Here is a 12,917-nt window from a genome sequence, read left to right as displayed (position 1 = left end):
AACGTTCTGGCACTACAGCGGGTTTGGGGTTAAATTAAGCCCTATTTTCGGATTTGCCAAATCTTCCCAATTACAAGACCAACTTACCATTAAGTCAAATGCCCAAATCCGTTGTAGTGGCTGTTGGTGGGAGTTTTTTTATTCTTTTGGCATTTTCTTTCTAAATTCATCATACAAGTTCCAATTTTTGTCAGTGATGATTTCAAAATCGAAAGGGCGTTGCTTCCCTGAATTTTTTATCAATTTGATTGCTTCTGTCGCACCAATTTTATCATTAGTAACAATATAGAAATTTCTCATTCCTTTATGTGTATCACGGAAAACATAATAGTTTTTGATTTTATTTTGTGTCAAATTATCTTCKATAAAAAACTCAAACTTGTCCAATTCATCAAGTTCTTCGTTTGTAGGCAACATAACTGTATCATCTTTTTTATATGTGGTTGTAATTTTAATGAAATTGCAAAATTCTTCTTTATGAGGAAATCGATCAAATGCTGTATTTCCAATTAGTAAGCAAGGAAAATTGTCTTTTTGGAAGTCAAGAGTTTTAAATTCCTCTGGAACTGCATATGTATTTCGTTCAATTGCTTTGCTTTTGTCTACATTACCAACGTCAAAACCATCGTATGTAATTTGGTATTTATCGGCTATTTTATAGAGTTCTTCATCTAGTTCATATAAACTTTTTGCATTATGAGTTTCTTTCCTTTCTAAATGTAACCAATAATTTTTGTCGTCTGTTTGATAAATTTCAACGAATGCAAATTTCTCGCTTTTTAATTCTTTTGCTACTTGGTCAAATTTGTCTTTTTTGTTTGAGGTAAAAAAATATCCCCAAAGCATTGTCGTGTTTGTATTAACTCCGTTTGATTTCATATTAGAGAACATTTCTTCTATTTTTTCTAATGAAATTTCGGCCGATTTTGTTTGTGATTTAGAGTTGCCACAACCAAAAAGGCTTAATATAAATGTCCACATAATTATTTTTTTCATTTTGTAAATTTCTTGTCTATACTTTTCGTTTGTAAAATTCCCACCAACGTTCTGGCACTACAGCGGGTTTGGGGTTAAATTAAGCCCTATTTTCGGATTTGCCAAATCTTCCCAATTACAAGACCAACTTACCATTAAGTCAAATGCCCAAATCCGTTGTAGTAGCTGTTATAGCCACTTATTTTTGTTGTGCCGTTACTGGGTCTGCTATGCACCGCCAAGCTCTCTGATTTTTGCTTCTATTTGTTTGTTGTATTCTTCTAATTGTTGTTTGTATTGGCTCGTATCTTCCGAAATTGCTTTGTAAAGTAATTCATAACTCTTAATTCGAAGTTCGCAATATTCTTTCAAAATCCTGTTACGTTCTTGTATTTCAAGTGGTAAATCCAATTCTTTAAAACTGTCAATTAGCCTGATATTTTCATTCCAGTAATAAATTCCTCTGTCTTTAATTCCGTAAAGTATTTTGTCGTTAGGTGTGTTTGATGGCAAATTATAAACTTCTAATGCCATTTGTTCCATTGAAACAAATTCTTTGATTTTTGCATCGTATGTTCCAAGGTCGTTAGGTATTTTTTTGTAAACAACAAAAGAAGATGCAAGAATTAGAATTGTCAATAAACCAATTGTCCCAAATTTCAATTTATCCTCATCTGGTTTTTTTAGACTTGGAATTAAAGTATATCCAATAATAAGTCCGCCAATCAAACCTCCAATGTGGGCTGCATTGTCAATACCGTCTTTAAGTCCATTAATTAAATTGTAACCAACAAAAACCGCAATACTTGTTAGTAAGGTTTTCCGAGCCGTTTTCTCAATTAAATCAGTTGTCAGCATAGCAAGAAAAACACCATACATACCAAATATTGCTCCCGATGCACCGGCACTTATGGTTAGGTCGTGCCACCATAAACTTGCAATACTTGCAGTAATTCCTGTTAGCAGGTAAGCGGAAATAAATCTTGTCCTTCCTAAAAGTGGTTCCAATAAAACACCAATATAAAGCAAGGCATACATATTCATTAGGAGGTGAAAAATACCAATATGCAAAAAACAATTTGTTATCAGTCGCCACCATTGGCCGTCCAAGGTTAATGGACGGAAGTTTGCTCCCCAATTCAATAAGCCTTGATTGCCTGGCAAAATTATATTTACGCCACTAATTACCATTAAAATGAAAATTATAATATTCAAGTCTAATAGAATTGGTGTAATAAAAAAACCTTCTGTTGGCTTGAAAATAGAAAAGAAATCTTTGATTTGTTCAGTTGTTGTTGCGGGAGGCAACTTCAAAATATCTTCTTCTTGTGAAACAAGTTGTTCGTTTAGTTCTTGATATTTTGTGTCAAGTTCTTCTTTTGATAAGATTGCTTTTAGTTCTTCTAAACGGGTAACGAAATTGGTTACATTTTTCTTGTTTTTGCCCCAATCCATCATTTCGCTTCCTGTCGATGCACTTTTAATAGTAGCAATCCCATCTTCTATTTTGATTTTTATTTCAGCGTTCCAAGAAAACATTCCGTTGTCGGTATAAGCAATAAGCCCGCTATTGCTAATGTAGCCAACTTTCCAATTTATTTTTGTTGCTGTCTCGTTTGCAAGCACAAGAAATTGTTGTTGCGTCAGATCGTTAAGAAAAATGTCCTCAATGTGTTTTGGTGTAAATCCTACTGCCATATTTTAATATTGTCTGTTAGTTGTTCTGTATTTCGTCATCCTATAATTGGCTATAATGTTCTGGTACTACAGCGGGTTTGGGACTAAATTAAGCCCATTCTTCGGATTTGCCAAATCATTCAAATACAAAACCATTTTCCCATTAAGCCAATTGCCCAAATCCGTTGTAGTAGCTGTTAGGTAGCGTAACTTTATGTGCAAACCTTTTCTGTTTCCATTCTGATTTTCTTGAATAGATTATCTATGGTTTGTTAACTGCCGTTTTATTGTTAAATAATGATTTGAATACTTCTTCTTTTTTCTTCGTAAACAAATCTTCTAAAGTCGCAATTTTTTTGTTTTTAAATTTAATTCGTTTCTTACTTTCTTTTTTCTCATAAGTATATCCATAAAATTTTCCTTCACTATTTTTTTCCAAGTAGTCGAACTGATATTTTTGATGAAAGTAATAGTTTCCAATTGGACTTTTTGAAACATAAAGTAAAACAGTTTCATAATTCGAAAATGCGGGATTTCCATAATGGTCATAAGCCACAAAATCAATAGTGTCGATTTTCGGATTATTAAAAACATTTTTTATTATCATATATTTACAACGATAACCGCCGTCCATAATGTAGGACTTTTTAATTATTGTCTCTCCGCTTACTGAGTCATAAACTTTCTGTTCAATTTGTTCTTTGTTTGGGTCAAATTCAATTACAGATATTTTTTTTCCAACAAAAGCGAATAAATTTACTCCTTCATTTTCCCCATAGTAATCATTTAGTTGCTTTGGAGCTGAACATCCAAATAAGATGATTAGAGTTAAAATAAAGATATAGTTTCTCATAAAATCGAGTGCTGATTTTCTTAGTTATACTACCTAACGTTCTGGCACTACAGCGGGTTTGGGATTAAATTAAGCCCTATTTTCGGATTTGCCAAATCATCCCAAATACAAGACCATTTTTCCATTAAGCCAAATGCCCAAATCCATTGTAGTGGCTGTTGTGTGTAGTTATTTTTCTACGATTAAACTTTTATCAGATTCTAATTCTATCATACTTATCTCACCGCCTAAATAATAAGAAGGTATATTTCCTCGAATTCCTAATCTGTATATTCCAATTCCTGAAAGTCTTTTTTCTTCTCTGCCGTCTGGAATTAACCTAAATTTAGAGAAGTATGGCTTTTCAATTTTTACGTAATCGCTTTGAATATTGAAGCAATTATATAATAGTTCAACTCCTGTAAAAAAGCCAGTTTTATTTTCTATTAAAATTGGTTTTTTAAATGATAATTGCTGACTCATAGGGACAATAATAATTTTGGATTCTTTTAATCCGTCAAGTTCTTCTATTTTTATTCCATTTAACTGAATATAATTGCTAAAATCATTTATATTTTCGAAAGGTTGATTTGTCCAGAATAATTCATCAATACAATTTAATCTCATAGGAAGAAAAGGTTTATGAAGTTCTATTTCTTTTTTAGATAATTCTAACGAATATTGAAATTCTGCTTTTTTTACAAAAAAATCTTTTGAAACGCTATAATAACCAATGGTTTTCCGGTTGATATTTTCGGAAATATCATCTTTGTTTAATATCAAGAAGGATACTTCACTTTTATCAAACATCAAAATTTGTATTCTATAATCCCAAAAATTATATATGTCTCCATTTTTCATTATTATTCTGATTTTCTGATAATTACACACAACGTTCTCGCGCTACACGCGGTTTGGGTCTAAATTAGCGTTAATTTTCGGATAAGCCAAAACTTTCAAATACAAACCAATATTCCCATAAAGCCAAATGCCCAAATCGCTTGTAGCGTGTGTTAGCTGTAGTCTTTGTTTTTATTCAGGTTCAAAATTGAATAAAGTGTTTGAATCATAAAATTCAAATTTTGCTTTTTTAAACATTGAACTGATTCTGTTTTTTTCTGCTTTAAGTTCTCCAATAGTTTGCCAATCTTCAACTCTTATAGATATTGCAATATTGTCATAACTTTTATCAATTATTTTTACAATATGCGCATCTTGTTCGCTTAAAGATTGTCCAAATATGACTAGAGTTCTATTTTCATTTTTTTCAAGTTGATTTAAACAATAAGTTAAATATGAATTACTTTGAATTGCTTTTAATTTAGTTTCAGATTTACCTTCGCTAATAAATAATGGATATTTATTTAAGGAGATTTCTTTTGTAATAGAATCTAATAACCATCCATTTTTTGGTCTTTTTATTTTATATGTTGTCAATCCTTCTTCAAAAAGAAATAATGCACCGTGAAGATAATAAATGTGATTTTTCTTCATAACATCGGGTTCATTAAAATAATTATATTTGTCTGATGAACTTAAGAACATATGATCGCCAAATTTTCTTGTTTCTAAAATAATATAGTACAAAAAAAGATCATAGTTAGTTGTAAAGATTTGATTAAATTCTAAAAACTGTCCACTAATCCATTTTATAAGATTATAATTTACTGCGATTGGTTTAGGGTGAATTTTATTAATTGAATTTATAAGACCTTCTCTTATTTCAGTTTTATATATATCGAAAGAATTGTATTCCACTTCGATAGTTTCACAAACTGTTTTGGCAATTTCAAGACTTTCTAATATTTGCTCAAAATTTTTAGTTTGAAAAGCATCAAAAAGTTTTTTGGATATATCTGTTGAGTTTTGAATGAAAAACTCATACAAGTACTTATAACGAAGAGAAGAGCTAAAATTTATGCTGAAGCCGTTCCCTAAAAGTATGGAAGATGATTGAAAATCCTTTTTAATCCAATCCCATTGTCTTATTCCTTCAGCATTTAATTCTTCAACTGTAAATTTCATTTTTAGATTGTTTTTTGGTAAGATTACAGCTAACGTTCTGGCACTACAGCGGGTTTGGGATTAAATTAAGCTCTATTTTCGGATTTGCCAAATCATCCCAAGTACAAAACCATCTTTCCATTAAGCCCAATGCCCAAATCCGTTGTATTGGCTGTTGGTGGCTGTGTTTTTATTCAGTTGGTACAGTAAGCTCTTCAGTTTCTGTATTAAACTCTTCATCAATTCTGTGTTGTTTCAGTTTCCATAACCAATAAATTCCACCTAATGGAATTCCAAAAGTCCAAACTGAACCAAGAAAACCCATAAAACTAAAACTGATACCAAAGAGAAATTGAAAGTTTAAAAATTTAAATGAAAGTCCTTCTACAGCAGAATATGAAATGGCTGGTACATTGAAAAATAAAATTGCTAGATATTTCAACCATTTTTTTGATAATGTACTTTTCTTAATTTCTCTGATTGCATAAATATTGAAAAGTAAGATTGATAAAGGCAAAATACCAAATAACCAAAATATAATCATATTCGGTTTTGGAGCTTTGACCTCAAGTGTATTTATGTTTATTATTTTTTTTGAATTGTCGTCAAACAAAACTTGAAAAACACCAAATTCCTTTTCATTTGAAAATTCAATTAATGCAAGTGTTGTGTTTGGTGGGGTATTTTCGCTTTCAACCGTTGAACGCTTCTTTTCAGATTTCATAAGTGAATATTCAAACTTATTTCCAAAGTTTCGTTCTATTAAGCTTCTGAATTGTTCTAATCCTAATTTCAAAGTATCGACATTGGTATTTTTACCCATTTCACTTTCTAATGCCATTTGTGAAACGCATTTATCATAATCCTTCTTCATTAATGTCTCTACAAATTCTTTTGTCTTATCTTTAACAGTGAAACTATCTTTTACAAAATCACAACTTACAAAAAGTGAAATTGTCAAAAGCAAAATTGAAATTCTAATTTTATTCATATTTTCTGTTTTCTATTTATTCTCGGCGGTAACATAGCCACCAACGTTCCCGCGCTACACGCAGTTTGGGACTAAATTAAGCCCATTCTTCGGATTTGCCAAATCATCCCAATTACAAGACCAACTTCAAATTAAGCCAAATCCCCAAATTGCTTGTAGCGTGTGTTGGTGGTAGAATTTTTTAATCGGAATCAACGTGCAACCTATGTTTTCCACAATGTACACATTGGAATAAATAGCCAACTAAACTGCCTTCTTTTGACAAATGCTTTTTAATAATTTCAGGTTCATAACCGTTATTCTCAATATCATCATTTAATTCATCAATTAAAGGTTCAATTGTTTTAGTGTCAGCATAACCAACTAATTTACAAGGTTCGTTACAATGACTTAACCAAATTTCTTGTTGCCAACTTATATAACTTGGTGTTCGTTGGCTTACTTGTAATAGTAACTCTTTCTTTATGTTTTCAGAATTTTCAATTCCTGCATAATCGTTAAATTCTCCATCAAACATTTCTGCTACTTTCCCGTTTTCTATACACCAAGGACAGATATATTCTGGTTCTTCTTCGCTATAAAAAGAGCCAGTATATCTTAAACTTCTTTCTTCATTACAACAAGAACAAATTCCGCTTTCAATTTCAAATACATCAATTTCATACGCGTTTGGACTATATTTAAATTTTGGTAATTCCATATCGATTTTTCTGATTATTTGTAGTTTCTATCTTGTCGGTTTTTTTCGGTAATATTGCCACCAACGTTCTGACACTACAGCGGGTTTGGGACTAAATTAAGCCCATTCTTCGGATTTGACAAATATTCCAAATACAAGACCAACTTTCTATTAAGCCAAATGCCCAAATCCGTTGTAGTGGCTGTTATAGAGCGTTTTTTTTATCAGTTTGTAAATTTCAACGTTTCTGTTTTTCAAAACCCAAATTTTCAAGCTTCTGTTTTTCAGATTCAGATTTGTTGTGTGTCGTTTTCCTGTTCCTTATAAACAAAGTAAAATAACAAAATTGAGTTAATCAAACATAGAAACATTCCGTATCTAAGTTGCCCTAAATTCGGTAAGGCGAATATTAGAACAATAAATGACAAAATGATAGCTGATAAATTCAAGAAACATAGAAATAATTGGTTATAATGCTTTCTAATAAAACATACTAATAAGGTTATGTTTAGACACATAATTAATGTAAAACTTAAGAAAACTGATTCGAAAGACATCGCCAAATCATAACCACTCAAAGAAAAATCCATTTTAGTCCGTTCGAAAGCTATTTCTTTTTCTTTCGCTGTTTCAGCTTTATGATATGATTTAATAAAACTCGAACTTTCTTTAATATGTTTGTCAGAACACATTTGGAAAAAAGGTAAGAAGAAAATCAGCATACTTAAGCTTGCTAAAAAACGAATTATATTTTTTCTGTTTTTCACAATAATGTTCTTTAAAATGCTCTATAACGTCTTGGCACTACAGCGGGTTTGGGACTAAATTAAGCTCTATTTTCGGATTTGCCAAATCACTCCAAATACAAAACCATCTTTCCATTAAGCCCAATGCCCAAATCCGTTGTAGTGGCTGTTAGGCATAGTGTTTTTGGTTATTCAAAAACGCCAATTTTAATTAGGATTTTTGAAGATTCTATCATAATTGCCACTCCAAGAAGTTACATAATATGTAATACAATCATAATCAAATTTTTCAAGTTTCTGTCCGCTTTCTATAATGTTGATTTCTTCATTTGTTAGTAAAGTAGTAGTTCCGCCACCCGCACAAACAACAAAAAGTTCCTCATTTAATATTCTATAAAAATATTCCAACGCAATTTTCATTTCTTCTTCGAAATTTTGTTCTCTAAAACTATCAAAATGACAATGATAACTGTCAAATCCGACAGTTAATTCGTTATCCTCGGAACTTAAGAATAAATTTGAAGAGCTATTTTCATTTTTGGTGATAAGTTCTATAAAAATGTGGTTTTTTCCAAAGTCGGAAGGTTGCAATGATATGTTTTCGAGTAATTTGCTATTATTCTTTTTTAGATATTCATAAACTTTATTTGAATAATCATTTAATTCATTCGAATTAATCATAACATTTGGTTTAGTTTTTAAAATTTAAGTTTTGTCTTTTGTAACTAAATATTCTTGACTTCGTTTTTTTTAACATTATGCCTAACGTTCTCGCGCTACAAGCAGTTTGGGACTAAATCAGCGTTATCTTTCGGATTTGCCAAATCTTCCAAATACAAACCAATTTTTCCATTAAGCCAAATCCCCAAATTGCTTGTAGCGTGTGTTGTGCGTTCGGTTTTTTTTACTTTATTTTTTATCAATCTTCGCAAATTGAAATTGTATGTGATTCAACATATCGACATTTTCTTTTTCGAATTTTAAAATGAATCCAGAATTAAATGCTTGTTCTATGTAAAACTCGTCGCCTTCATTTGTTTCATTCCAAAATTCTTTGAGCACACTTTTGACTCCAATTCTCCAATCATCAAAAGTTAGAATGTAATTCTCTGAATTGTCTTCTGAATCATATACGTATTCTTTCTTTTTGACCCTAACAGCACCAATGAATTTTATTTTCTCTTTAAAATCATTTTCAAAATTAGTATCTATTAAAGACCCTAAAATCAAGGCTGAAATAATAACAATTACAATAACCTTTATAAATTTAAATGTTTCATTTGATAAGTCAAAACCAACAATAAAATATGAAATTAGTAAAATTAGTATTGAAAAAAACAATACATAAAGCCTGCTTTTGTCATTACTTTTCTTTTTTCTTTTTAAAATTCTTATATCGTTTTCTGTCAATGGAACTTTAATTAATGCCATATTTTCTGTTTTATCAAAGTTCTTCCAAACTGACGCACAACGTCTTGGCGCTACACGAGGTTTGGGATTAAAGATGCGAGATTTTTCGGTTAAACACAAATTTTACAAGTACAAAACCATCTTTAAATTCAGCCAAATGCCCAAATCTCGTGTAACGGCTGTTGGCGGTAGTGCATTTATTTATTCCACTTTTTCATAAACAATTCCATTACATTCATCTCCATCTCCAATTGTAATCATTATCGAAATTTTTCCGTCTTTTTTGCATAAAGGTTGAACACAAATTCCCTCTAACTCAAAATAGCAGATTTTCTCTTTATCCATAAACGAGTAAAACCATTTTCCTGTTTCATTTTTTTTAGAGTCATTTCCTTTTTCTTTGTCTGCAAATATTTTGTCCGCTAAACTTTCAGGATTATCCTCGAAAAGAAATTTGAATTGTTTATTTTCTGATATTTCAAGTTTTAGAGGCCAAGTATAATAATCTTCGTTTAAATATGATTTTGATTTTTCGCTTAATTCATATTTTCCAATTATTTCCCTTTTAGATGGTTCATAATTTATTTCTTCATAACCGTTTTGCCAAGAACAAAATAAAGGGTGACAACTTGTAAATATTAAAAAGATAAATATTGATTTAATTTTCATTTCGTTTTTTTTGGTTACATTACCGCCAACGTTCTGGTACTACAGCGGGTTTGGGACTAAATTAAGCCCATTCTTCGGATTTGCCAAATCATCCCAAATACAAAACTAACTTCCCATTAAGCCAATTGCCCAAATCCGTTGTAGTAGCTGTTATGGGTAGCTTGTTTTAGCCGAAATTACAATTAAACCGCAAATTTTTCACGTTTCTGTTTTATAAACTCAGCTTTTCTACTTTCTGTGGGCAATTACAATATTTATATTTGTTCTTTGAGAATTTTAGAGTTCTTTTTCTTTCTGATTTTATCCAATAAATTATTCAAAAAATATACTGCAAGTAATATTGGTGAAAAACATATAAACATAAAAATAGCTTTTAACGGCCAACCAATTCCCATAATTTTCATTTCGAGACTTTTTACTCTTTCAATGTTTTCAGACAAGACTTTTTCATAGCTCACTTGAAAACTATTGCTATCTGGATTAAAGACATATCCATCATAATGTTTAAGTAGCATTATGCTAGAAGTATCAGACCACCAAGCAAAAATTAATGAAATTATTGCTGTCACAATTAATCCAATTGTAAAATATGAAAAAAAGTTAAATTTGATATTTGACTTATTCACAAATCTCAATATGATGATAGGACTTGAAATAAGTCCAAGAAGTAATAAAGTATTTATCGTATTTACTATTATTTCCATTTAGGTTAGATTTTTCTGCGTCATTTCGGTACAAGTTACCCATAACGTTCTGGCACTACAGCGGGTTTGGGACTAAATTAAGCCCTATTTTCGGATTTGCCAAATCATTCCAAATACAAAACCATCTTTCCATTAAGCCAAATGCCCAAATCCGTTGTAGTGGCTGTTATGGGTAGATTGTTTCTAGCTGATATTCCTAATTATTAATCGATTTTAAGCCTATTTTCGGCTGACTCAAAACCCAATTCTTGCCCAAATCTCAGCTAATTTCATTCCCTTTTATAATCGGTTTTCATCTAATTATTGGCAAATTAAAAGCCAAATTCGAATCTAAATTTCAGCCAATTTTTATTCTTATTTTTTCATCTCAATTTGAGAATCAAAACGATTGTTTATTTCCATTAAAAACTCTGAAATTCAAGTTCGTTTTTCAAGTTCTGTATTTCAGATTCAGTCTAGAAATCCCGAAATTCAAGTTTGCTTTTCAAATTCTGCATTTCAGATTCAGTTTGGAAACTCCGAAACTCAAGTTTTTAGTTTCAAGTTTTGCTTTTCAGCTTCTAAACATAAAATTCAAGTTTCAAAGTTTATGAATTTCGACTTCTTCTCAACTAAATGCCTTTAAAAATCTGATTTTCTTCGCAATTTACCCATAACGTTCTGGCACTACAGCGGGTTTGGGATTAAATTAAGCCCATTCTTCGGATTTGCCAAATCATCAAAATACAAAACCAATTTTTCCATTAAGCCTAATATCCAAATTGCTTGTAGCGTGTGTTGGCGGTAGTACTTATTTGATTTCTATTTTTTCAATTGTGTCGATTTCTGTCTTATTGTCTTTATAATCAACAATCTTATGTTTGTATTCAATTGAATCATTAACAATTTTCAAACTTGTTCCCTTAGCGTCTATATTTCCAACATCAAGTTTAATATCTCCGCAATACTTTTCAAATATGTATAGTTTACTTTCTGCAATTTCATATGAACAACACGAACCTAAAAAACCTTTAAATTTTGAATAAACTTTTAAGTTGTCTTTTTCATATTTAATTTCTTTTGGATAAATAGGAAATAATATTATAGAAGACAAAATAGCTAAAAATATTCCTCCAAAAAGCCAAAACATAATTATAATTAGACCCGATAATAAATAATAGAAAAAATAAATGGAAATCTTCCTAAATGGCTTTCTATATTTGAAAAATAATGCAAAACCAGAAAAATAGATTAAAACTTTCAATATGAATATTACATTACTATTCAAACTAAAACCAATAATTAATTGAATTGCAAAATTCAAAAGAATGAATCCTAAAATGTAGAAATGTATTTTGTAAATTTTTTCAGAAATATTTGTCATTTTTTATTCTATTTTTTCTCTAGTTCAGTAGCAGTATTACCGCCAACGTTCTGGCACTACAGCGGGTTTGGGACTAAATTAAGCCCATTCTTCGGATTTGCCAAATCATTCCAAATACAAAACCAACTTTCCATTAAGCCAATTGCCCAAATCCGTTGTAGTGGCTGTTATATGCCGTTTTTAATTACGTACTTGATTTCAGAGTCTGTATATTTTCCTTCTATGTACCATGTCAACAAATCTTTAAATGTCATGTCCGTAACTTTTCTAGATGGTTTATAAAAAGATGGCTTATTTATTTTTACGTTATTTAAAGTTAGCAATTCAATTGTCTTAAGTGGAAGCCAAATTGAAAGGATCAAAAGATTATAAAGTGCGATTTCTGAATTTGCGATTTCGCCTTCTGAATGGAAATGTTCGTCATAATTGAAATCTGTATGATCTAATTCGAACTTTTCCACAAACTTGGTTAGCATATAATAATTGTCATCACCATAAAAACTTAAGTCTTCGGCAATTTTGGTTTTTAAAGACTCAACATTTTCTCCGGCCTCTTTTTCAAGAAAGCTTTTTACAGTAATGTAAGCAAGTTTTAATTTTTCAAATTCAACTAATTTTTCTTCTTGCATAAGTTTTTGTTGTAAAATGGCATATAACGTCAGTCTGTGAAAAAACCTCCGTTTGTATATCACCAAATATAACAAAAAAGTTGTGTCAAAACAGGAATTTTCGTATTTTTAAGAATGCAGCATATCACAGGAATTTCCCGTCATCAGATGCGTTTTTCTAGTTTAGAAGACGCTATAAGTCCCGATAATCAAGTTCGTTTTATAGATGCTTTTGTGGAATTTATTGACCTCACCAAGC

14 protein-coding genes are annotated in these 12,917 nt (G+C 30.6%); all 14 read right to left on the bottom strand.

What is annotated here, in order from left to right; translation table 11 throughout:
* Window positions 1–138: 138 nt before the first annotated feature.
* The 14 genes from AC1DY0_RS18445 to AC1DY0_RS18380 all read right to left on the bottom strand — a co-directional run bounded on the left by AC1DY0_RS18445 (window position 139) and on the right by AC1DY0_RS18380 (window position 12,679).
* Entirely contained in the window at window positions 139–996 is an 858-nt protein-coding gene (locus AC1DY0_RS18445) for a DUF695 domain-containing protein (protein ID WP_477190050.1), read from the bottom strand.
* 207 nt (window positions 997–1,203) lie between these two features.
* Window positions 1,204–2,673: a rhomboid family intramembrane serine protease gene (locus AC1DY0_RS18440; protein WP_477190049.1), complete on the bottom strand. Its 1,470-nt coding sequence runs from the start codon at window positions 2,671–2,673 to the stop codon at window positions 1,204–1,206.
* Between the two features lie 241 nt (window positions 2,674–2,914).
* A complete protein-coding gene (locus AC1DY0_RS18435) occupies window positions 2,915–3,505 on the bottom strand; it encodes a hypothetical protein (protein ID WP_477190048.1) in 591 nt (196 codons plus the stop codon).
* Window positions 3,506–3,673: 168 nt separating this feature from the next.
* Window positions 3,674–4,345 (bottom strand): hypothetical protein, encoded by a 672-nt coding sequence (locus AC1DY0_RS18430; RefSeq protein WP_477190047.1) that lies wholly within the window; start codon window positions 4,343–4,345, stop codon window positions 3,674–3,676.
* Between the two features lie 171 nt (window positions 4,346–4,516).
* Entirely contained in the window at window positions 4,517–5,509 is a 993-nt protein-coding gene (locus AC1DY0_RS18425) for a DUF4917 family protein (RefSeq protein WP_477190046.1), read from the bottom strand.
* Window positions 5,510–5,678: 169 nt separating this feature from the next.
* On the bottom strand, window positions 5,679–6,479 hold the full coding sequence (locus AC1DY0_RS18420; RefSeq protein WP_477190045.1) for a hypothetical protein: 801 nt from the start codon (window positions 6,477–6,479) through the stop codon (window positions 5,679–5,681).
* A 181-nt stretch (window positions 6,480–6,660) separates the two neighbouring features.
* Window positions 6,661–7,179: a CbrC family protein gene (locus AC1DY0_RS18415; protein ID WP_477190044.1), complete on the bottom strand. Its 519-nt coding sequence runs from the start codon at window positions 7,177–7,179 to the stop codon at window positions 6,661–6,663.
* A 932-nt stretch (window positions 7,180–8,111) separates the two neighbouring features.
* Entirely contained in the window at window positions 8,112–8,585 is a 474-nt protein-coding gene (locus AC1DY0_RS18410; RefSeq protein WP_477190043.1) for a hypothetical protein, read from the bottom strand.
* Window positions 8,586–8,680: 95 nt separating this feature from the next.
* Entirely contained in the window at window positions 8,681–8,827 is a 147-nt protein-coding gene (locus AC1DY0_RS18405) for a hypothetical protein (RefSeq protein WP_477190042.1), read from the bottom strand.
* Entirely contained in the window at window positions 8,814–9,335 is a 522-nt protein-coding gene (locus AC1DY0_RS18400; protein ID WP_477190041.1) for a hypothetical protein, read from the bottom strand. The genes AC1DY0_RS18405 and AC1DY0_RS18400 overlap by 14 nt, the downstream gene beginning before the upstream one ends.
* Window positions 9,336–9,515: 180 nt before the next feature.
* Window positions 9,516–9,983, bottom strand: coding sequence for a hypothetical protein (locus AC1DY0_RS18395; RefSeq protein WP_477190040.1), 468 nt, complete (start codon window positions 9,981–9,983; stop codon window positions 9,516–9,518).
* A 254-nt stretch (window positions 9,984–10,237) separates the two neighbouring features.
* Window positions 10,238–10,687, bottom strand: a complete 450-nt coding sequence (locus AC1DY0_RS18390; RefSeq protein ID WP_477190039.1) for a hypothetical protein — start codon at window positions 10,685–10,687, stop codon at window positions 10,238–10,240.
* Window positions 10,688–11,477: 790 nt separating this feature from the next.
* The gene (locus tag AC1DY0_RS18385) at window positions 11,478–11,816 is read right to left on the bottom strand and encodes a hypothetical protein (RefSeq protein ID WP_477190038.1); all 339 of its coding nucleotides are present in this window, start codon (window positions 11,814–11,816) and stop codon (window positions 11,478–11,480) included.
* A gap of 401 nt (window positions 11,817–12,217) precedes the next feature.
* Window positions 12,218–12,679, bottom strand: a complete 462-nt coding sequence (locus tag AC1DY0_RS18380; protein ID WP_095381736.1) for a DUF1493 family protein — start codon at window positions 12,677–12,679, stop codon at window positions 12,218–12,220.
* Between the last annotated feature and the right edge of the window lie 238 nt (window positions 12,680–12,917).

This window comes from Flavobacterium sp. P1_E4, from assembly GCF_056405915.1.
Note: the sequence above shows the minus strand (reverse complement) of the source record. Positions and strands in the feature narration are given on the sequence as shown.

What these genes read in the sequence shown, in the direction of transcription:
- AC1DY0_RS18440 (WP_477190049.1), bottom strand. Translation starts at nt 2,673, where the DNA reads ATGGCAGTAGGATTTACACCAAAACACATTGAGGACATTTTTCTTAAC.
- AC1DY0_RS18435 (WP_477190048.1), bottom strand. Translation starts at nt 3,505, where the DNA reads ATGAGAAACTATATCTTTATTTTAACTCTAATCATCTTATTTGGATGT.
- AC1DY0_RS18430 (WP_477190047.1), bottom strand. Translation starts at nt 4,345, where the DNA reads ATGAAAAATGGAGACATATATAATTTTTGGGATTATAGAATACAAATT.
- AC1DY0_RS18425 (WP_477190046.1), bottom strand. Translation starts at nt 5,509, where the DNA reads ATGAAATTTACAGTTGAAGAATTAAATGCTGAAGGAATAAGACAATGG.
- AC1DY0_RS18420 (WP_477190045.1), bottom strand. Translation starts at nt 6,479, where the DNA reads ATGAATAAAATTAGAATTTCAATTTTGCTTTTGACAATTTCACTTTTT.
- AC1DY0_RS18415 (WP_477190044.1), bottom strand. Translation starts at nt 7,179, where the DNA reads ATGGAATTACCAAAATTTAAATATAGTCCAAACGCGTATGAAATTGAT.
- AC1DY0_RS18410 (WP_477190043.1), bottom strand. Translation starts at nt 8,585, where the DNA reads ATGATTAATTCGAATGAATTAAATGATTATTCAAATAAAGTTTATGAA.
- AC1DY0_RS18400 (WP_477190041.1), bottom strand. Translation starts at nt 9,335, where the DNA reads ATGGCATTAATTAAAGTTCCATTGACAGAAAACGATATAAGAATTTTA.
- AC1DY0_RS18395 (WP_477190040.1), bottom strand. Translation starts at nt 9,983, where the DNA reads ATGAAAATTAAATCAATATTTATCTTTTTAATATTTACAAGTTGTCAC.
- AC1DY0_RS18390 (WP_477190039.1), bottom strand. Translation starts at nt 10,687, where the DNA reads ATGGAAATAATAGTAAATACGATAAATACTTTATTACTTCTTGGACTT.
- AC1DY0_RS18385 (WP_477190038.1), bottom strand. Translation starts at nt 11,816, where the DNA reads ATGTTTTGGCTTTTTGGAGGAATATTTTTAGCTATTTTGTCTTCTATA.
- AC1DY0_RS18380 (WP_095381736.1), bottom strand. Translation starts at nt 12,679, where the DNA reads ATGCAAGAAGAAAAATTAGTTGAATTTGAAAAATTAAAACTTGCTTAC.